Origin of the sequence: Devosia sp. 919 (assembly GCF_013185965.1) — a bacterium.
GTDB lineage: Bacteria > Pseudomonadota > Alphaproteobacteria > Rhizobiales > Devosiaceae > Devosia.
In genome coordinates, this window is sequence record NZ_JABAOL010000001.1 from 3240355 (window position 1) to 3261004 (window position 20650).

At 63.3% G+C, this 20650-nt stretch carries 17 protein-coding genes and 1 pseudogene; 6 read left to right on the forward strand and 12 right to left on the reverse strand.

What is annotated here, in order from left to right; genetic code table 11:
- The first annotated feature begins 3 nt into the window (after window positions 1-3).
- Entirely contained in the window at window positions 4-1689 is a 1686-nt protein-coding gene (locus HRQ64_RS15725) for a DUF882 domain-containing protein (RefSeq protein ID WP_349236714.1), read from the forward strand.
- 123 nt (window positions 1690-1812) lie between these two features.
- A complete protein-coding gene (dxs, locus tag HRQ64_RS15730; protein WP_127754003.1) occupies window positions 1813-3750 on the forward strand; it encodes a 1-deoxy-D-xylulose-5-phosphate synthase in 1938 nt (645 codons plus the stop codon).
- Window positions 3751-3799: 49 nt separating this feature from the next.
- On the opposite strand, the gene HRQ64_RS15735 is transcribed toward dxs, so the two are convergent.
- Entirely contained in the window at window positions 3800-4060 is a 261-nt protein-coding gene (locus HRQ64_RS15735; RefSeq protein WP_127754004.1) for a DUF2312 domain-containing protein, read from the reverse strand.
- A gap of 222 nt (window positions 4061-4282) precedes the next feature.
- On the opposite strand from HRQ64_RS15735, the gene HRQ64_RS15740 reads away from it, so the two are divergent.
- The 3 genes and pseudogenes from HRQ64_RS15740 to HRQ64_RS20230 all read left to right on the forward strand — a co-directional run.
- Window positions 4283-4903, forward strand: a complete 621-nt coding sequence (locus tag HRQ64_RS15740) for a DUF1036 domain-containing protein (protein WP_248307066.1) — start codon at window positions 4283-4285, stop codon at window positions 4901-4903.
- Between the two features lie 20 nt (window positions 4904-4923).
- Complete coding sequence (gene pyk, locus HRQ64_RS15745) at window positions 4924-6360, forward strand: pyruvate kinase (RefSeq protein WP_127754006.1); 1437 nt, start codon at window positions 4924-4926, stop codon at window positions 6358-6360.
- Between the two features lie 52 nt (window positions 6361-6412).
- Window positions 6413-6532 (forward strand): annotated as a pseudogene (locus tag HRQ64_RS20230) (winged helix-turn-helix transcriptional regulator); the annotation flags it as partial.
- Window positions 6533-6571: 39 nt separating this feature from the next.
- On the opposite strand, the gene corA reads toward HRQ64_RS20230, so the two are convergent.
- Complete coding sequence (corA, locus tag HRQ64_RS15755) at window positions 6572-7543, reverse strand: magnesium/cobalt transporter CorA (protein ID WP_172124174.1); 972 nt, start codon at window positions 7541-7543, stop codon at window positions 6572-6574.
- A gap of 230 nt (window positions 7544-7773) precedes the next feature.
- Here corA and HRQ64_RS15760 point away from each other — a divergent pair, with 230 nt between their 5' ends.
- Entirely contained in the window at window positions 7774-8430 is a 657-nt protein-coding gene (locus HRQ64_RS15760; protein ID WP_172124176.1) for a glutathione S-transferase family protein, read from the forward strand.
- An 87-nt stretch (window positions 8431-8517) separates the two neighbouring features.
- Here the strand turns inward: HRQ64_RS15760 and ykgO are convergent, their stop codons facing one another.
- The 10 genes from ykgO to HRQ64_RS15810 all read right to left on the reverse strand — a co-directional run bounded on the left by ykgO (window position 8518) and on the right by HRQ64_RS15810 (window position 20564).
- A complete protein-coding gene (ykgO, locus tag HRQ64_RS15765) occupies window positions 8518-8643 on the reverse strand; it encodes a type B 50S ribosomal protein L36 (protein ID WP_046139985.1) in 126 nt (41 codons plus the stop codon).
- Between the two features lie 172 nt (window positions 8644-8815).
- The gene (locus tag HRQ64_RS15770; RefSeq protein WP_172124178.1) at window positions 8816-9835 is read right to left on the reverse strand and encodes a dipeptide ABC transporter ATP-binding protein; all 1020 of its coding nucleotides are present in this window, start codon (window positions 9833-9835) and stop codon (window positions 8816-8818) included.
- A complete protein-coding gene (locus HRQ64_RS15775) occupies window positions 9835-10818 on the reverse strand; it encodes an ABC transporter ATP-binding protein (RefSeq protein WP_172124180.1) in 984 nt (327 codons plus the stop codon). The genes HRQ64_RS15770 and HRQ64_RS15775 overlap by 1 nt, the downstream gene beginning before the upstream one ends.
- A 47-nt stretch (window positions 10819-10865) precedes the next feature.
- Window positions 10866-11780 (reverse strand): ABC transporter permease subunit, encoded by a 915-nt coding sequence (locus HRQ64_RS15780; RefSeq protein WP_127754011.1) that lies wholly within the window; start codon window positions 11778-11780, stop codon window positions 10866-10868.
- The gene (locus tag HRQ64_RS15785) at window positions 11780-12703 is read right to left on the reverse strand and encodes an ABC transporter permease subunit (RefSeq protein WP_172124182.1); all 924 of its coding nucleotides are present in this window, start codon (window positions 12701-12703) and stop codon (window positions 11780-11782) included. Before HRQ64_RS15785 ends, HRQ64_RS15780 begins: the two co-directional genes overlap by 1 nt.
- A 90-nt stretch (window positions 12704-12793) precedes the next feature.
- A complete protein-coding gene (locus HRQ64_RS15790) occupies window positions 12794-14410 on the reverse strand; it encodes a peptide ABC transporter substrate-binding protein (RefSeq protein WP_172124184.1) in 1617 nt (538 codons plus the stop codon).
- A gap of 255 nt (window positions 14411-14665) precedes the next feature.
- Entirely contained in the window at window positions 14666-14824 is a 159-nt protein-coding gene (locus tag HRQ64_RS15795; protein ID WP_164854869.1) for a hypothetical protein, read from the reverse strand.
- On the reverse strand, window positions 14821-16104 hold the full coding sequence (locus HRQ64_RS15800; RefSeq protein WP_172124186.1) for an acetyl-CoA C-acetyltransferase: 1284 nt from the start codon (window positions 16102-16104) through the stop codon (window positions 14821-14823). The genes HRQ64_RS15795 and HRQ64_RS15800 overlap by 4 nt, the downstream gene beginning before the upstream one ends.
- Window positions 16105-16125: 21 nt before the next feature.
- Window positions 16126-18108, reverse strand: a complete 1983-nt coding sequence (locus HRQ64_RS15805; RefSeq protein WP_248308210.1) for a 3-hydroxyacyl-CoA dehydrogenase NAD-binding domain-containing protein — start codon at window positions 18106-18108, stop codon at window positions 16126-16128.
- Window positions 18105-20564: an acyl-CoA dehydrogenase gene (locus HRQ64_RS15810; protein ID WP_172124188.1), complete on the reverse strand. Its 2460-nt coding sequence runs from the start codon at window positions 20562-20564 to the stop codon at window positions 18105-18107. Before HRQ64_RS15810 ends, HRQ64_RS15805 begins: the two co-directional genes overlap by 4 nt.
- Window positions 20565-20650 lie beyond the last annotated feature (86 nt).

Below are 20650 nucleotides of genomic sequence, written 5' to 3' on the forward strand. Positions count from 1 at the left end.
AGCGTGGCGGTAAAATCGGATAACCTGGCCCTTCGTGGCACTCGACTCCTGGCAGCAGCGCTGCTGAGTTTTTCGCTCCTGATCGGCCAGGCCGCCGTGGTTCCGGCCAATGCCGCCTCCGAGCGCAGCCTTTATCTCTACTACACCCACACCAAGGAAACGGCCCGCATCGTTTTCAAGCGCAACGGGCAGTATGTGCAGTCCGGGCTCAACGAGCTCAACCGCTTCCTGCGCGATTGGCGTCGTAACGAACCAGCCAAGATGGACCCACGCCTGTTTGACCTGGTTTGGGAAGTCTACCAGGAAGTGGGGGCTACCCAGCCCATCAACATCGTTTCCGCTTATCGCTCGCCCGCGACCAACAAGATGTTGCGCCAGACCTCCTCCGGTGTTGCCGAAAACTCCCAGCACACCAAGGGCCATGCCATGGACTTCTTCATCCCAGGCATTTCGCTGTCCAAGCTGCGCGCCGTCGCGATGCGCAAGCAGGTCGGCGGCGTTGGCTATTATCCCAGCTCGGGCAGCCCCTTTGTTCACCTTGATACTGGTTCGGTCCGCGCCTGGCCACGCATGACCCGTGCGCAGCTCAAGGACGTGTTCCCTGATGGGCGGACCATGCACTTGCCTGCCGATGGCAAGCCCTTGTCGCAGGAAGGCTATCGCCTCGCCCAGGCCGAATGGCAACGTTGCCGCGCCGTGCCCTGCGGCAATGGCGGCTCGGGCACTCAGGTAGCCAGCGCCGGCAATTCTTTGGTCGACATGTTCTTTGGCGGCAACAAGGGCAACAACCAGCCCGCGCCCAGGCCAGCCCCCGCTCCGGTGCAGGTTGCATCAGTAGCTGCGGCCGCTCAGTCCCCGCAAGCGGCTGCCCGCGTCGCCGTTGCTCCCCCCATTCCGATGATGCGGCCGGCGAGCATGTCCGCGCCTGCCTCGAGCACGGTCGCCGTTGCTGAACAGGAGGTACCGGTGCCCTTCTCCACGGTTGGAAGCGCCCCCTTGGCAGAGGCAGAACTTGTCACCGCCTCGAACGCACCAGTGCCGGCCACCAAATCGCCGACCCTCATGATGGCGACCGCCTCCACTCTGCCAGCGGGCAATGGCGAAACCGCTGTGGTCGCCCTGGCAGCGCTGAGCCAGCCTTTCCCGCATCCGCCGCTGCAGGCCGGCCGCTCGTCCGAGCCTGACATGATGACGGCTTACCTGCCGCCCCTCGGCCAGAACGGCCAGGCACAGGACATGCTCCAGCAACTCATCGAGCAGGAAACCGCAGCCCAGGTTGCCGCCGCCCCCGTCGCGCCGGTACCCAACCTGCCCCCCCTCGGCGCTGCCGGTGTGAAGACCGCCTCGCTGGGTGGCGAGCCCGCCCGAGACTCCACGGCATCGCTCTTTGCCTCGACCTTCAACTCGGTTCAGGGGCAAAGCGAACCTGTCGCCAAGGCGCTCGCCGCCATGATCGCCAAGGACGAGGCTTCTGCCGCGCCAACGCCTGCCGCATTGACCGCCCCCGATCTGGAGCATGCCGCAGCCCTTCTGGTCGCGCCCGCGCCGCTGTCTTCCGATCACTTCGCCTTGATTGAAGCCCAGTCCCATGATGTCGATACGGCAACGGCACTGGCCCCCGCGGTGGCGCTATCCCCCAGCAATGCGCCGCTGGCCGTGACCCATACGCGCTTTACCGCGTCCAATTAGCCTCACCCGCCGGCCTCTCCACAACCGGGGAGAGGCTGGCTGAGGCACGCCGGCTTGTTGCAAAGCCTCTCGGCGCCCCGTAAAACCTTGAGCTATCTTTTAGTTCGGCAAAGGAAGCCAGCATTGGCCGATAAGCCATCGACGCCCCTGCTCGATACCGTTCAAACCCCCGCCGAACTCCGCGCCCTGCCCCGCGAGGATTTGCGTCAGCTTGCCGATGAGTTGCGCGCCGAAGTCATTGACGCCGTTTCGGTGACTGGTGGTCATCTGGGTTCCGCCCTTGGCGTCATCGAACTCACAGTCGCCCTCCATGCCGTGTTCGACACGCCCCATGATCGACTGATCTGGGATGTCGGCCACCAGGCTTATCCCCATAAGGTTCTGACCGGCCGCCGCGATCGCATCCGCACCCTGCGCCAGCGCAGTGGCCTGTCCGGGTTCACCCGCCGCGCCGAAAGCCCCTATGATCCCTTTGGGGCCGGGCATTCCTCCACCTCGATTTCTGCCGGCCTTGGCATGGCTGTCGCCAGCGATCTTCAGGGCACCAAGCGCAATGTCGTGGCCGTGATCGGTGATGGCTCGATGTCCGCGGGCATGGCTTATGAAGCCATGAACAATGCGGGCGCCATGGATGCCCGCCTGATCGTCATTCTCAACGACAACGACATGTCGATCGCCCCGCCCACCGGGGCCATGAGCGCCTATCTCGCTCGCCTCGTGTCCGGCCCGCTTTATCGCGGTGCCCGCGAAGCGGCCAAGACCATCGCCAAAAAGCTCCCTTCGTTCCTGCACGAGCCCGCGCGCCGCACCGAGGAATTTGCGCGCGGCATGCTGACTGGCGGCACGCTTTTTGAGGAACTCGGCTTTTACTATGTGGGCCCGATCGACGGGCATAATCTCGATCACCTCCTGCCCGTCCTCGAAAATGTGCGCGATGCCGATGAAGGCCCGATCCTCATTCACGTCGTCACCAAGAAGGGCAAGGGCTACGCGCCCGCCGAGGACGCCGCCGACAAATATCACGGCGTGTCCAAGTTCAACGTGATCACTGGCGCCCAGGCCAAGGCGCCCTCCAATGCGCCGTCCTACACCAATGTTTTTGCCCAATCCCTGATCCAGGAAGCCGCCGAGGATCCCAGCATTGTTGCGGTTACCGCCGCCATGCCGTCCGGCACAGGGCTCGACAAGTTTGCCGAAATCTATCCCAGCCGCATCTTTGATGTCGGCATCGCCGAGCAGCACGCTGTAACCTTTGCGGCGGGCCTCGCCACCGAAGGCATGCGCCCGTTCTGCGCGATCTATTCGACCTTCCTGCAGCGCGCCTATGACCAGGTGGTCCATGACGTGGCCATCCAGGGCCTGCCGGTGCGCTTCGCTATCGATCGTGCCGGCTATGTCGGCGCCGATGGTCCCACCCATGCCGGCAATTACGACGCCGCCTATCTCGGCGCCATTCCCGGCATCGTGCAGATGGCCGCCGCCGACGAAGCCGAACTCAAGCACATGGTTGCAACGGCCGTGGCTTATGACTCCGGCCCGATTGCTTTCCGCTATCCGCGCGGCGATGGGGTGGGCGTCGATATGCCCGAGCGCGGCATCATCCTGCCCATTGGCAAGGGTCGTATTGTTCGCCCCGGCAGCACCATCGCCATTCTCTCATGGGGCACGCGCCTGGCTGAAGCTCTGGCCGCTGCCGACCGCCTCGCCGCCCTGGGGCTCAACCCGACCGTTGCCGATGCGCGGTTCATGAAGCCGCTAGACGAGGAACTCGTCACGCAGCTCGCTCAAAGCCATGATGTGATGCTGACGCTGGAAGAAGGCTCGATCGGCGGCTTTGGCAGCCATGTCGCCACCTTCCTCGCCAGCAATGGCCTGCTCGATGGCAAGCTGCGCTTCCGCCCGCTGATGATCCCCGATCGTTTCGTGGAACACGCCACTCAGGCTGATATGTATGCCGATGCCGGCCTTGACCGCACCGGCATCGTCACTGCAGCACTTCGGGCTCTTGGATATGACGAAGCCGCCATGGCGGCGGCTATCGGGTCTATGGCAATTCGGTGATGGATCGGGCCCTGCCGCCGACAAGCTCGGCGGCGGGCCGGTTCTGGCCTCAGTCTTCCGGCGGTGCCGCCACCATGCCCAGCGCGCTCATGTAAAGCTCCAGCAGGGCTTCCTGCTCCATGCGCTCATTGGCATCCTGTTTGCGGATGCGAACGATCTGCCGCAGGATCTTGACGTCAAAGCCATTCCCCTTGGCCTCGGCATAGATTTCCTTGATGTCGGCGGCGATGGCTGCCTTCTCTTCTTCCATGCGTTCGATGCGCTCGACGAACGCCCGGAGCTGGTCCTGGGCAACACTATCTTCGGCCATAAAAACATCCTTCTCGCTTTAACCCTGCTTCAAACAGCAGCACAGGTTCGGGTTCAAGCGCTTTCGCCGCCAATCCACACCTGCGTCCCTGGGCCGCACGCCACTGCAGGCCGGAGCATTGCTCTGCAATACCCGGCCTATTTCCGCCCAAAGGCTTGTTTATGCATTGACCTATTGGTCACCATACGCTCAAACACCAACGGTCCTCCGATGTATTCCGGCATGCTCTTGTACCTCTTTCGCCTTAGCTTGACGCTTGTCGGCGCGCTGGTTTCCAGCTTCCTGCTGTTTTCCGCACCGGCTCGCGCCGATCTGCGCATCTGCAACGAAACCGCCAATCTGGTGTCCGTGGCGATTGGATACCGGGCTGAGCGCGGCTGGATGAGCGAAGGCTGGTGGCAGGCCCCGTCCGGCGATTGCCGGGTACTTTACCAAGGCGATCTCGAGCGGCGCTTTTATTACATCTATGCTGTTGATGATATTGGCGGCGGCGCCTGGGACGGCGCGGTCTTCATGTGCACGCGTGACGAAACCTTCACGATATTCGGGGTTGAGGATTGCCTCGCCCGGGGCTATGAGCGCACCGGGTTCTTTGAAATCGATACCCAGAACCAGACGGACTGGACCTTGCAGCTGACTGAAAACATGGGCGCTCCCGATGTGGTGGGCCCGGACAGCCAGGAAAATCTGGAAGACCCGGCCCTTGTGGTTGATCCGGATGACGTGACCATCGATGCGCCGGCGGCCTCCCCAGGTTCACCTGCCGCCAATTCGGTCCCGCCCCCGGATGCGCCCCCGGCTTCGGACCCGGCGCCGACGGATCCTCCGCCGGCGAACCAGTAGTTTAACCGAACGGACAAGCTATGAGACGTATGCGACGTGTGAAGATCGTGGCGACCCTCGGGCCCGCCAGCCACGACGAAAAGATGATCGAGGAACTGGCGCGCGCCGGCGCCGATGTGTTCCGCATCAATATGAGCCACGCCAGCCACGAAGTGCTGCACCAGACCGTGGCGCGCATTCGCAACGTCGAAAAAACCCTAAACCACCCGCTTGGCGTTTTGGTCGACCTGCAGGGTCCCAAGCTGCGCGTGTGGAAGTTCGCCGAAGGCAGCATCCAGCTGACCGCCGGCCAGAAATTCATCCTTGATAGCTCCGATACGCCCGGCACCGTCGAGCGCGTTTACCTGCCCCACCCGGAAATCATCGAAAGCGTTTCGGTGGGCGACCGCCTGCTGCTCGATGATGGCAAGCTCCAGCTGCGCGCCACCAAGGTTGGCGACGGTGCCATCGAAACCGAAGTCGTCTATGGCGGCAAGCTGTCGGACAAAAAGGGCGTGTCCCTGCCCGATACGCTGCTGCCCACTGGCGCCCTGACCGAGAAGGACCACAAGGACCTGCTCGAAGGCCTCAAGGCCGAGGCCGACTGGATCGCTCTGTCCTTTGTGCAGCGCCCCGAGGACATCATCGATGTCCGCAAGATTGTCCAGGGCCGCGCGGGCGTCATGGCCAAGATCGAAAAGCCCCAGGCCATCGATCGCCTCGAGGAAATCATCAAGCTGTGCGACGCCATCATGGTCGCGCGCGGCGATCTGGGCGTCGAGCTGCCGCTTGAAACCGTACCGGGCCTGCAAAAGCGAATGATCCGCATGTGCCGTCGCTACGGCAAGCCCGTGGTGGTCGCGACGCAGATGCTGGAATCGATGATCACCTCGCCCGTGCCGACCCGCGCCGAAGTCTCGGACGTGTCGATTGCCGTGTTCGAGGGCGCCGACGCGATCATGCTCTCGGCCGAATCCGCCTCGGGCCAGTACCCGGTGGAAGCGGTCGCGACCATGAACAAGGTCGCGGTGGCAGTGGAAAGCGACGCCAATTACCGCGGCATCATCCGCGCCGCCCAGACCGAACCGGAGGCAACCGCCGCCGACGCGATCTCGGCTGCTACCCGCCAGGTCGCCGAAACCCTCGATCTCGCGGCGATCGTCACCTACACCGCCTCGGGCTCCACCGGCATCCGGGCGGCCCGCGAGCGGCCCTCCAAGCCCATCATTCTTCTCTCGCCCAATCAGCGCACCATCCGGCGCATGTCGATCTGTTGGGGCGTACATTGCGTGCAAACCGAAGACGCCGCGAGCCTTGAAGACATGGTCGATCGCGCCTGCATCATCGCCTACCAGGAAGGCTTTGCCCGCCCTGGCGACCGTATCGCCATCACCGCCGGCATTCCCCTGGGCACGCCCGGCGCCACCAATATGCTGCGCATCGCCTTTGTCCGCCAGGACGGCGCCGGCTCCAGCTAAGCGCGCGACACGGCACCACAACAAAGCCCGCCATTTGGCGGGCTTTTCTTTTAAGGTCGACCGCATCGTCACCAAGCTCGTGCACCACCAGGTGCCACCCAAGGTCGAATACGGGCTAACAGCGTGGAGCCAGTCGCTTTGCCCCGCCCTCGACGCGCTGCTGCAATGGGCCGAAGCCAGGCGCCCTGAACATCTGGCGTTCCCTAAAACCCTAAAGCCAACCCTTGCGCTTGAAATACAGGAACGGCAGCAAGGCCGACAGCACCATCAGCCCAATCGCCCAGGGATAGCCCAGCTGCCAATGGAGTTCGGGCATATGCTCGTAGTTCATGCCATAGATCGACGCCACCAGGGTTGGCGGCAGGAACACCACGGCAGCCACCGAGAAGATCTTGATGATCTGGTTCTGCTCGAGATTGATCATGCCCAGCGTCGCATTGAGCAAAAAGTCCAGCCGGGCCGACGATGCCCGTGCATGCTCGCCCAGCGAAGTGGCATCGCGTTGGATCAGTCGAACCAGATAGCGGCTTTCCTTGTCGTCGGACGTGTCCTCGACTGCCGAATAATAGGTCACGAGCCGCGACATGCTCACCAGGCTTTCCTGGATCATCGTCAGCAGCTCGGCCTTCTGCCCGATCTGGGAAATAACCTTTTCGAGGCTGCGCGTCTTCTTGTTGGCCTTGGCCTTGGTGGTGTTGAACACCTCGTGGGACAAATTGTCGGTCTCGTTGCCAATCCGCTCCAGCGCGTCCGCCGTGCGGTCAATCATCGCTTCGATGAGCCCGAGCATGATTTCCTCGCCCGAGCCGTGCACTGCCCCCTTCGCCCGCTGCGCCCGGTTGGTGTAGGCCAGGAAAGGTGTGGGCTCGGCGTAACGGACAGTGACCAGGGAATTGTTCTTGAGGATGAAGGTGATCGGCGTCTTGATCGGCGTTTCCGTGTCCAGATGCGCCAGACCCGTGAGGGTCATGAAAATCGCGCCATCTTCCATATAAAGCCGGGCCGAGAGCTCAATTTCCTCCATCTCGGCTCGGCTGGGCACGTCAACGGCCAGCAGCCGCTCGACCTCCTGCACGTCCGTGTCACTCGGGCTGATCAGGTCGAGCCAGATCGGCACGACGCCGGTGTGCCCGCTTTCAAAGGGCACCAGCCGATCCTGGGTCCGGGTATAGATGCGCAGCATGGCAGCTCCTCGTTCTGGGTGGTGAGCTTAACGGACAAACCAGTGCCTGCTCGAGGGTGAAACGAACGGCGCCTCGAAGCGCTCCTGCCGCGCGAGCATCATTGTCGTCCGGCAGGCGCCTGCTGCGTCCTTGGAGGCCACCAGCAAGGGAGAGGCATGTTGTCCCCATCCGTCCGGCCAATTACGCTCCGTGCCTATCTAGCGCGTCCTCAACCCGGTCCCGGCCTGCCATGATCCCCACCATCACCGCCTTTGCCGATTCTCCTGACCAAGGTGCGGGCCTCGCTCGCGACATGCGCGTGCGCTGGGCGCTCGAGGAAGTGGGCCAGCCCTACCAAGTGCGCCTGGTGTCCTTCGCGCAAATGCGCGCGCCCGCCCATCTGGCCCTCCATCCCTTCGGACAGATCCCGACCTACGAGGAGGGCACGCTCACCCTGTTCGAATCGGGGGCCATCGTCCTGCACATCGCCGAGCAGCATCCCGGCCTCCTCTTGCCCGAGGAACCGGGCGCCCGCTCCCGCGCCATCACCTGGATGTTTGCGGCCCTCTCAACGGTCGAGCCGCCCATCGTCGAGCTCGAAGTCGCCGAACTCCTTGAACGCAACGAGAGCTGGTCGCAGCAGCGCCTACCGCTGGTGAAGGATCGCATCCACCACCGGCTGCGCCAGCTTGCTGCCTTTCTGGGCCCCAAGGACTGGCTTGATGGCGCCTTCAGCGCCGCCGATCTGATGCTGGTGCATGTGCTGCTGCGCTTGAGCGGAGCCGGCATCCTCGAGGATTATCCCGATCTCTGCTGCTATCTCGCCCGCGCCCAGGAGCGACCGGCTTATCGGCGCGCCTTTGCCGCCCAGCTCGCCGTCTTCACCGCAAGCCAGCCCTCAACCTGACGCCGGGGCTGTTTTCGGTCCACAGCCCAAAAACAACAAAGCCCGCACAAGGCGGGCTTTGCAGAAACTTGCATGAGCAAGCAGATCTTAGCCCTGGCGGGCCTTGAAGCGCTTGTCCACCTTGTTGATGATGTAAACGCGGCCGCGACGGCGGACGAGCTTGTTCGCGCGGTGGCGAGTCATCAACGCCTTCAGCGAGTTGCGGACTTTCATCTTGATATCCTCGGGTCAAACAAAAGGGGCGCCTAGGCGCCCGGAACTTGCGGGCATTCATAGGGATTTCCCCCTGCCCTGTCAACGCGGCACAAGCAGAGTTTTCACCCTCTTTTCACCGCTTTGCGCACCCCGGCAAGCTCGGCAAGCCGAGGCGCCGATTCCCTTGAGCCTAGTGCCCCAGCACCGCATCCTCGGGCACCCCGATCTCGCGCCAGCGATGGCAGGCAACGAGCCGCCCATCCTCGATGGTTTCGAGCACTGGCCGCTTTTCCGCGCAATAAGGCTTGGCGAAGCGACAGCGGGTGCGGAACGGGCAGCCTGAAGGCGGATTGATCGGTGAGGGGATTTCCCCCCGCAGGGCATCCACATTGCGTTGCCGCGCCAATTTGGGGTCCGGAATGGGCACGGCCGTCAGCAGCGCCCGCGTATAGGGGTGCTTGGGATCCTCATAGATCTCGTCGCCCGTCGCCAGCTCCACGATTCGCCCAAGATAGAGCACAAGGATGCGGTCGGACACATGCCGGACGACGCTCAGATTGTGCGAGATGAAGATCAGGGTCAGCCCGAACTCGTCCTTGAGCTCGGCGAGCAGGTTGAGGATCTGCGCCTGGATCGACACATCCAGCGCCGAAACCGGCTCGTCGCAGACAATGAGCTTGGGCTCGGTGATCAGCGCCCGGGCAATGCCGATGCGCTGGGCCTGCCCGCCCGAAAACTCGTGCGGATAGCGGTTGATCATCTCGGGCAACAAACCCACCGCGGCCATGATCTTGAGCACGCGGGCCCGCCGCTCGGCCTTGTTGAGCTCGGGCCGCAAGGTGCGCAAGGGATCGGCGATGATGTCGCCCACAGTCATGCGCGGATTAAGCGATGCCAGCGGATCCTGGAAGATGATCTGCAGGTCCTGCCGGCGCTTGCGCATCTCCTCCGCCGGCACCCGGGTCAGATCCTGCCCCAGCCACAGCACCTGCCCCTCGTCCGGCGCAATCAGCTGCAGGATGCAGCGCCCGAGCGTTGACTTGCCGCAGCCGCTTTCCCCCACAATGCCAAGGGTCTCGCCCTTGCGGATGGAAAAGTTGATGTTCTCGAGCGCCGTCAGCGTCAGCTTGCGGCTGAACAGGCCGACGGAAATGGAGAAGGTCTTTTTGAGATCCTTGATCTCGAGCAGGTTGATCGGGGTCTGGTCCATCAGGCGACCTTTCCATAGGCCATCGGGCCTTCATAAAAGCAGGCTTTCTCGCGCCCATTGCCGGTGTCCATCAGCGGCGGGCGCTCTTCGAGGCACCGGTCAAAGCAGAACGCGCAGCGCGGATTGAACGAACAGCCCTTGGGCAGGTTCTCCAGACTTGGCGGCAGCCCCTGAATCGGGTCGAGCCGCTCGGCGCGCTTGGCGATATGGGGCGTCGAATGCAGCAGCCCCAGCGTATAGGGATGGCGCGGATGGTAGAACAAATCGTCCACCGTGCCCTTTTCCACCGCCCGGCCGCCATACATCACCATCATGCGGTCGGCGACCCCGGCAACGACTCCCAGGTCATGGGTGATCAGCACCAGCGACGTGCCGAAATCCTCGGTCAGCGTCTTGAACAGCTCCAGCATCTGCGCCTGCACCGTCACGTCGAGCGCCGTGGTCGGCTCATCGGCGATCAGGATCTTAGGCTGGCACAGCAGCGCCATGGCGATCATCACGCGCTGCCGCATTCCGCCCGACAGCTCATGGGGAAAGCTGTTGGCGCGCTTGGCCGGTTCAGGAATCCCGACGCGCTCAAGCATGTCGACGGTGGCGCGGGTGGCGGCCTTCTGCTCGAACCCGCGATGCTTGACCAACACCTCGGCCAGCTGCGTGCGGATGCGCAGCGTCGGGTTGAGTGAGGTCATGGGATCCTGAAAGATCATCGCGATGTCCCGGCCGCGATAGCGGTCGAGCTCATTGGGTCCCAGCGCCAGCAGGTCCACATCACCCATTATAGCGCGCCCAGACGCGCGCCCGTTCTTGGCCAACAGGCCCATGATCGACAGAAAGGCCTGGCTCTTGCCCGAGCCGCTTTCCCCCACCACAGCCAGCGTTTCACCCCGCGCGAGGGTAAAATTCACCTCGCGCACCGCCTGGACTTCGCTTTCGTGCAGCGCGAAGGTGACCGACATATCCTGGACGTCGAGTACGTGCTTCATTTCAAACAGGGCCTTTCTGGCGCGCCCGGCACGAAGCCGGGCAGCGCTTAGCGATCCTTGGGGTCCAGCGCATCGCGCAGGCCATCCCCGATATAGGTGAGGCAAAGCAGGAGGGTGACCAGCACCACCGCCGGGCCGATCAGCATCCAGGGCAGCGTTTCCGCCACGGGCGAGCCGAACGAGATCAACGTTCCAAGCGATGTCTGCGGCTCTTGCACCCCCAGCCCCAGATAGGAAAGGAAACTCTCCGTGAGGATGATCTCGGGCACGGTCAGCGTCGCATAGATCACCACCGGCCCGGTCAGATTGGGCACGATATGGCGCATGATGATGGTCCAGGGCTTGGCCCCGCCCGCCCGCGCCGCCTCAACGAACTCGCGCTCCTTGATCGACATGGTCTGGCCGCGCACGATCCGCGCCATGGTCAGCCATTCCAGGCACCCGATACCCACAAACAGCAGCACGGGATTGCGCCCGAAGATCACCACGAGAATGATGACGAAGAGGATATAGGGCAGCGCGTACATGATATCGACAAAGCGCATCATTACCGCGTCGACCTTGCCGCCGAAATAGCCGGCGACCGCGCCATAGATCACCCCGATCACCACCGAAACCAGCGTAGCAACGCCGGCCACGATCAGGCTCATCTGCGTGCCCTGCATGATACGGGCCAGCATGTCGCGCCCGTTCTGGTCGGTCCCCGCGAAGTGCCCGTTCTCGAAATTGGGGGGCTTCCTGATCGCGCTCCAGTCGATCTTGTCATAGGTCCAGGGCAGCAGATACGGGCCGACAAAGGCGAAGAGGATGATGAAGCCGATCAAGAAGATCGACACCACCGCGGCCTTGTTGCGCACGAGGCGCCGCATCGCATCCTGCGTCAGCGACCGCCCCTTGGGGCCGTCCTCCAGCGCCTTGGCATAGTCGGAAAGAATGGCGTCCTTGCCTGTGATGCCGGCCATCAGCGCAACCTCACCTTGGGGTCAAGCCAGGCATAAAGCAGGTCAACCACGAGGTTCACGGCCAGAATAATAAACATGTACAAAATGGTCGTTCCCAGCACGAGGCCATAGTCGCGGTTGAGCGCGGCGCTGATGAAATATTTGCCGATCCCCGGCAGCGCGAAGATCTGTTCCACGACCAGCGAGCCGGTCAGCAGATAGCTCAGCCCCGGCCCCAGATAGGACACGACGGGCAAGAGCGCCGGCTTGATGGCGTGCCGCGCCAGGATCAGCCGCGTACCCAAGCCCTTGGAGCGCGCGGTGCGTACATAATTGGTGCCCAGCACTTCGATCATCGAGCCGCGCATCAGCCGCGCCGTGCGCCCGGCATGCGGCAACACCAGCACCGCCACGGGCAGCACCAGATGGGCGATCGAGCCGTTCTGCCAGCCGCCCGCCGGCAACCAGCCCAGATACACCCCGAACACCAACTGCAAGATGCTGCCGATCAGGAAATTGGGCACGACGAGCCCCACCATTACCAGCATCACCAGCAGGTAGTCGGGCCACTTGTTCTGGTTCACCGCAGAGATCGCGCCCGCGATCAGCCCCACCACCGTGCCGATGATAAAGGCAGTGAAACCCAGCATCAGCGTGAAGGGCAAACCGATCCACAGCATCTGCGACACGGTGAAGTCGTTGTAGACCATCGAGGGGCCGAAATCGCCCTGCAGCAGCCGGCCGATATAGATGAAATACTGGCTGATCAGCGGCTGGTCGAGGTTGTAATGCGCCCGCAGATTGGCCAGGGTCTGGGGCGGCAGCGCGCGCTCCCCGTCGAAGGGCCCCCCGGGGGCCAGCCGCAAAATGAAAAAACACGCCGTCACGGCGATCAGCGCTACCGGCAAAGCCGACAGCACGCGCCGCAAAGCAAATCCGAACATGGGTGAACCTTTCTGGTCCCCCGCAGCAGCACCGCGGTGCGCTCGAGGCGGAGGATGCCGGCGCCGCTCGGGGCGGCGCCGGCCCTAGTGTTATTCGGCCTTGGTCAGCCAGCGCGTACGGTGGATGTCCTTGGCATTGTTGACAAAGCCGGTGATCGAGGGCGTCACGACGTTCTGGGCGATATACCAGTAGATCGGGATCGCACCGGTTTCATCCATGGCGATCTTTTCGGCGTCGCCCAGCATCTTGGCGCGAGCGGCCAAGTCAGACTCGGCAGCGGCCGACTTCACCAGCGCATCGAACTCGGGGTTGGAATAACGGCCATAGTTGTTGCCCCAGTTCATCTGGCCATCCTGCATGATGCCGGTGGTCAAGAGCTCCAGCGTGTTGGACGGATCGGAATAATCGAGCAGCCAGCCGGCACGGCCGACCTGGAAGTCCCCGGCGCGCAGCGCGTCATAGTGCACGGCGGTTTCGGAGTTGAAGAGCTCGGTCTTGATCCCGATCTGCTCCCACATGGAGGAGATGGCGACGGCCACGCGCTGGTGGTTGTCATTGGTGTTGTACTTGAGCTGGACCGGCAGCGGGTTGGAGGCGTTGTAGCCCAGCCCTTCCATGATCGCCTTGGCTTGCGCCACGCGCTCTTCATAAGGCAGGTCGATCCATTCAGGCTGATAGGGCTCGACGCCTTCATAGTTCGCCGTGCCTTCCGGCACCCAGCCATAAGCGGGCAATTCGCCCGTGCCCAGCACATCGGGGCCGATCACGTCGCGATTGATCGCCATCGACATGGCCTTGCGCACCTCGGCATTGTCGAAGGGCGCTTTTTCCTGGTTGATCACATAGTAATAAACGCCCAGGAACGGGGCGAAGAAGTCCTGCCCGGGCAGGTTGGTCTTGATCCACTCGGCCTGGTCAGCCGGGATATCAACGAGGATGTCGTATTCGCCGGCACGATAGCGCGCGAGGGCCGCGGCCAGGTCATCCTGCACGAAATAGTTGACCTCATCGATCTGCACATTGGCAGCATCGTAATAGGTCTCCGACTTGACCGACTTCACATAGGAGCCGGGCACCCATTCAGTGATCTTGTAGGGACCATTGCCGACGATGTTCTCGGGCGCCGTCCATGCATCGCCGACCTTGTCGACCACATGCTTGGGAATGGGATAAGCGGTGTAGTGGGTCAGCGCCTGGAGGAAATAGGGCGTCGGGCCTTCAAGCGTGATCTCGACGGTCTTGTCGTCGAGCGCCTTGACGCCCAGTTCATTGAAATCGGTGATCGCCCCTTCTGCCAGTTCCGAGCCATTCTTGATGGGGAACTGCAGATAGGCATATTCCGAGGCGGTGGCGGGATTGAACAAGCGCTGGAAGGCAAACACAAAGTCTTCTGCCGTTACCGGCTCGCCGTCGCTCCACTGAATGCCGTCGCGCAGCTTGAAGGTATAAACCAGCCCGTCTTCGGAAACCGTATAGCTTTCGGCCTGGCCGGGAATGGCATCGGCATTGGCGTCTTCAGCCATCAGGCCTTCGATATAGTCGCCGATGATCCGGTTTTCCCAGTCGCCCGAGGCCTTGTGCGGGTCGAGCGAGCCGGGCTCGGAGCCGTTCATCATGTTGAGCGTAACAGCGGAGGCCGCGCTGCTCATCAGCAGCGCCATGGCGCTCGCTACTGACACAGCCTTAAGAGTTTGCGCGAATTTCATGCTCGTCCCATCTCCTTGTGGAAGTCCTGATGTCGATTCTTGTGTGCCCGCTTTGCCGCGGTTGCCTTGTTTACCGGCAGTTTTGACCTGCCGGTCATTTTCTGGACGGTAAACCGCCTTTCCGCCCACTGACAAGCAAAACCTTGACCTATGCGTCAACGTAACCACGGCTTGCACAATATAGGCGCCAGTAAACGCCCCTCCCGGCCATGCAGAGGCGCTGCAACATTACAATTTTCGCAAAATAGTGCAGAACTAGCCGCCGAGAATACCTGAGCGCTGCACTCCATATATGGCGAGCGCCACAACGATCAGCAGTGCAAAAGGCAGCCAGGCTGGCGGCTCTCGCCGTTTGCGCGGGGGCTGTTCCGGCTTTTTCTCGATCCGGCGAAACTTGACCACATTGTCCTTCACGCCGCCCGCTCCACAATCGCCGCCACGCCCTGTCCACCTGCCGTGCAGACCGACAGCAGGGCCCGCTGCCCCTGCCCTTCGGCCAACATCTTGGCCGTCAGCCCCAGAATGCGCGCGCCCGTTGCCGCAAAGGGATGCCCATAAGCGATGCTCGACCCCTTGAGGTTGATCCGCTCGGGATCGATCGGCCCCAGCACCTCCTCGCGGCCCAGCTCGCGCCGGCAATAATCGGGATCGTTCCAGGCCTTGAGCGTGCACAACACCTGCGCGGCAAAGGCCTCGTGCAGCTCGAACAGGTCGAAATCGGCGAAGCCCAGCCCCTTGCGCGCCAGCATCTCGGACACGGCAATGGTCGGCGCCATCAGCAGGCCCTCACCATGGGCAAAGTCATTGCCCGCCACCCGCCCGGCAGTCAGATACGCGAGCACCGGCAGCCCGCGCTCGCGCGCCCAGTCTTCGCTCGCCAGCAGCACCGCTGCCGCCCCGTCGGTCAGAGGCGTCGAGTTGGCTGCCGTCAGCGTGCCATGGCCCGAACTCTTGTCGAAAGCCGGCTTGAGATCCGCCATCTTGGCGAGATTGGCATCAGCCCGCACATTGTTGTCGCGGTCGAGCCCCGCGCAGGGCACCAGCAGATCGTCGTGGAAACCTTCGTCATAGGCAGCCGCGGCCTTGCGGTGGCTGTCGACCGCCCACTCATCCTGCGCCCGCCGGGTGATGCCCCATTCGCGCGCCATCAGCTCGCAATGCTGCCCCATCGACAGCCCCGTACGCGGCTCCTGCGTCGAAGGGGCCACCGGCGTCAGCTCCCCGAGCGAGAACCCCTTGAACACACCGAGCTTGTCGCGCGTGGTGCGCGCCTTGTTGAGATCGATCATCCGGTGCTGGAACTTGTCCCCAAAAACCACCGGGCTGTCGCTGACGCTGTCGGCACCGGCCGCAATGGCGCTGTCAATCTCGCCGGTCGCGATCTTGGCCCCAAGGCTGAGCGCTGCCTGCAGGCTCGTGCCGCAGGCAATCTGCATTGTCGTGCCGGGCGTGCGCGGTGACAAACCTGCATCGAGCAAGGCTTCGCGGGCGAGGTTGAAATCGCGGCTATGACTGATCACCGCCCCCCCAATCACCTCGTCGATCTTTTGCCCCTTGAGCCCGAACTTGTCGGCGAGACCACCCAGTGCCGCCGCCAGCATCGAAAGATTGGTTTGCTCGCTATAGGCCGTGTTCCCCCGCGCAAACGGGATCCGCGCCGACCCCACAATCGCGACTTTGCGCAGTTCAGTCATCTTGCTCTCCAAACAGCGCCATCACGCCTTCCCATCCCGGCGCGCCTGCAGCGGCCCGCCCAGGAACGGCGCAAAGCCGGTGCCCAAAATCACCCCGATATCGGCCAGATCCGCATTGGCGACCACGCCCTCAGCCAGCACAACTTCGGTAGTATCGACCAGCGGGCGGACCAGTTCACGCCCCAAACCTGCGAGATCGGCATGGGCCGGGGTTTCACCCTTTTGCGCCTTGCCGTCGCTCCACTTGTAAAAACCCTGCCCGCTTTTGCGCCCAAGCTTGCCGCGCCGCACCAGTTCGGCAAAGCGCGACCCCTCGGGCACGGCATGCCCCAGCTCCGTCGCCACCGACTGGCCGACATCGAGCCCCACCGTATCCATGAGTTCGATCGGCCCCATCGGCATGCCGAAGGCCACGGCCGCGGCATCGAGCAGTTCGGGGCTTTCCCCCGCTTCCACCCGCTCCACCGCGCCCAGCATATAAGGCATCAGCACCCGGTTCACGAGAAAGCCCGGCGCCGATTTCACCACCACCGGCGACTTGCCGATCGCCACCGCAAAACCCGCACCCTTGCCGATCTCCTCGTCGCTGTTGAAGCGCGAGCGGATCACCTCGACCAGCGGCAGTTGCGCCACCGGATTGAAGAAATGCAGCCCGATCAGCCGGGATGGATCGCTCAGCCCCTCCGCAATCCGCTCCAGCTCGATCGATGAGGTATTGGTCGCCAGGATTGCCCCCGGCTTGATCTCGGTCTCGAGCTCGGCAAAAATCTGCCGCTTGATCGCCAGATCCTCCACCACCGCCTCGATTACCACATCGGCCCGCGCCACGCCCTTGCCATCGGGATCGGCCTGCAGCCGCAACATGGCGGTATCCACCTCGAAGCGTTTCTTCAGCCGCTTCTTGAACAGCGCCTTGCCCCGCTCCAGCGCCGGCTTGATCCGATTCATGTCGAGGTCCTGCAGCGTCACGCTCATGCCGCGCAGCGCGCACCAGGCGGCAATATCCCCGCCCATCACCCCGGCCCCGATCACATGCACGCGCCGGAACTGCTGCCCCTTGGCTGCCTGCTTCTTGAGCCCCTCGGACAAAAAGAACACCCGGCGCAGATTGGTCGCCGTGGTCGAACCCATCAGCGGCACAAAGGCCGGCACCTCGCCCGCAATCATCGCGCGCCAGTCATTGCCGTGTTCTTCAAACAGCTCGATCAGCCCATAGGGCGCCGGGTAATGCTCGCGCTTGGCCTTCTTGCCGACCTTCTGGCGCATCTTGTCTGCCACATAGCCGCGGATCGGCCCCATCGCCATGATTGTCTTGGTGATCGGCGCCACAGTGGACCGGCGCTTTTGCAGCACGGCCTTGCGCCCTTCCCAGCGCAGATTGTCGCGATGGCGCACCAGCTTGTCGACGAGCCCCAGCCCGCGCGCTGGGCCCGCCCGCAGCATCTTGCCGGTGAGCATCAGGTTCATGGCATCCACCGGCCCGGCCTGCCGGATCGAGCGGCCGGTTCCACCAAAACCCGGAAAAATCCCCAGATTGACCTCGGGAAAGCCGAGCTTGGTTTTCTCGTCCTTGACCGCGATCCGGTAGTGGCAGGCCAGCGCCAGCTCCAGGCCGCCGCCAAGGCAAAAGCCGTGAATGCCCGCGACCACCGGAATCTTGAGGTTCTCGATCCGGTCAAACAGTTTATGGGCCTGCCGCAGCGCGTCTGGCAGCAGCGCCAGGTCCATCTTGTCGAATTCGCGCACATCGGCGCCGGCGATAAAGCCGCTATCCTTGCCCGACAGCAGCACCACGCCCACGAGTTCGCGCCTGTCGGCCATCCCCTCGATGCGCCCGATCAGCTCTTCAAGCTCGAGGATCGCCGCGGTGCTGAGCGTATTAACTGGCGCATCGGGGCTATCGATGGTCAGCCAGCCGATATCTTCCACATCCTTGTGGAAGCGCCACGAGCCCGTCACGCCCTCAAAGGGCAGGATGGGGGTGTCCATCAGCTCTTCGATCATTCCGCTGCCCTCCGCGCCGGTTCCGCTGCCAATTTGTCGGGATCGAAATCATCAACCCGCACCGCGCGTTCCGTCGCCGCGTCGGCTGCACGCATGATACCCGCTTCATTGTCGTTGAGAACGCCCGCCGCTACCGCATCGGCAATGGCGTCGCGGTCGAGCCGGCGCTCGATCACCCCCTTGCGGGCGGCCTTGACGAACCGCGCCTCGATCTCCTCGGCCTCGGTGACCTTAAGCAGCGCATCTTCCAGCACGCCCGTGACATCATCGGGGTCCATCGACACATAGGCGCCCGTGGTCATGCGGTCGCGGAACTGGCCGGGCTGCAGCACGGCGCGGGCATACCGGTTGTTCACCCGATCCGCTGCCGGGCGGGCATGCCGCCCCAGCGGAAAGCACAATACCCGCATCGCATTAGCCATGACCCTATTGGGGAAATTGGCGAATACCTCGCCGAATTTGCCCTCAAGGGCAGCAATGCGATCCGCCATGATGGCATCCACCAGTTCCCGATCTTCGGCCAGCCGCCCCTCATCCTCGAAGCGCTTGAGCACCGCTGACATCAGGTAAAGCTCGCTCAAAATATCAGCCATGCGGCCCGACAGCTGCTGCCTGGCCTTGAGCGCGCCACCCAGCGACACCGTGATCCAGTCAGCCACCAGCGCGAAGCACTGGCTGTAGCGATGCAGCTGCCGATACCAGCGACCCGCCTCATGCTCGGCTGGGCTCGAAGCAAAGGAGCCGCCCGTCAAGCCATGCAGGAAACTCGCTACGATATTGCGCAGCATGAAGCGCGTATGCCCGCCAAAAGCCTGGTCGAACTGCTCCAGCCCATGCGCCTTGTCCGGGTTCTGCACCGCCTGGATTTCGCGATAAAGGAACGGGTGCGCCCGCAGCACGCCCTGGGCAAAGGTCATCAGCGTACGGGTGAGGATATTGGCCCCTTCGACGGTGATGGCGACCGGCGTCGCCATATAGGCGCCAAACAAATAGTTGCTCGGCCCGTCCTGGATCGCCCGGCCCCCGTGGATATCGAAGGCATCATCGATGGTGTCGCGCATCGCCTCGGTGGTCCGATATTTCAGCAGCGCCGAAATCACCGCCGGCCGCTGGCCTTCATCCACCATGGAGGCTGTCAGCCGCCGCGAAGCTTCATAGACATAGGCGTTCTTGACCATCCGCCCCAGCGGCTCGGCCACCCCTTCCATCATCCCCACCGGCATGCCGAACTGGCGCCGGATCCGCGCATAGGCGGAGGTCACCCGCAGGCTCTGCTTGATCGAGATCGTGCCGATCGCCGGCAGCGAGATCGCCCGCCCGGTGGACAGGCATTCCATCAGCATGCGCCAGCCCTGCCCGGCATAGGCCGTGCCCCCGATCAGGTAATCGAGCGGAATAAACACGTCCTTGCCCGTGGTGGGGCCGTTCATGAAGGCTTGCCGCGAGGGATAATGGCGCCGCCCGATCTCCACCCCGGGGTGATCAGAGGGCACTAGCGCCAGCGTGATGCCGATATGCTCGCCCTTCCCCAGCAGGTTCTCGGGGTCCTTGAGGATGAAGGCGAGGCCCAGCAGCGTCGCCACGGGCGCGAGCGTAATATAGCGCTTGTCCCAGGACAGGCGCACCCCCAGCACTTCGCGCCCTTCATACATTCCCTTGGTGACAACACCGATATCGCGCATCCCGCCGGCATCGGACCCCGAATGCACGCCCGTCAGCGCAAAGCACGGCACTTCGAGGCCGGTCGCGAGCCGCTTGAGATAGCGCTCCTTTTGCTCTGATGTGCCGTATTTTTCCAGCAACTCGCCTGGCCCCAGCGAATTGGGCACCATCACCGTGATCCCCGCCGCCACCGAGCGGCTGGCGATCTTGGACACGATCATCGATTGCGCCTGTGCCGAAAATCCGAGCCCCCCATGCTCCTTGGCGATCAGCATGCCAAAGAAGCGGTTGTCCTTGAGGAACTGCCACACCTCGGGCGACAGATCAGCCAGATTATGCCGCGCTTCCCAGTCATTGATCATCGAGCACACCTGCTCGGTGGGCCCGTCCAGAAACGCCTGCTCTTCCGCGCTGAGGGTCAGCGGGCGGATCGCCGTCAGCTTGCTCCAGTCCGGCCGCCCCGAAAACAGCTCCGCATCCCAGCCAACCGTGCCGGCATCGAGCGCTTCCTGCTCGGTACGCGACACGCGCGGCAACATGGATTTGACCACCCCATAAAGCGGGCGCATCACCACCGCCTTGCGGATCGGCGCCAGGCTTAACAGCAGCAGCACGATCCCGGGCAGCAGCGCCAGCACGAGCCCCGCGCCCGTCAGCCGATAACCGACTTCGAGATCGATGCCCGACATCAGCCCGATCACGAGGGCCGCCACGCCCCACTGCCAGAGCGGCGCCTCGCGGATGGCCAGCACGGCGATGGCGACCAGGGACAGCACAATCAGCAACAACGCCACGGCAACATCTCCTTGAGGCACACCCGCAACCATCGGGCACCTAACCACTCTAACCAGCCTTACGTAAACGTCAACTCCGCGCCCCT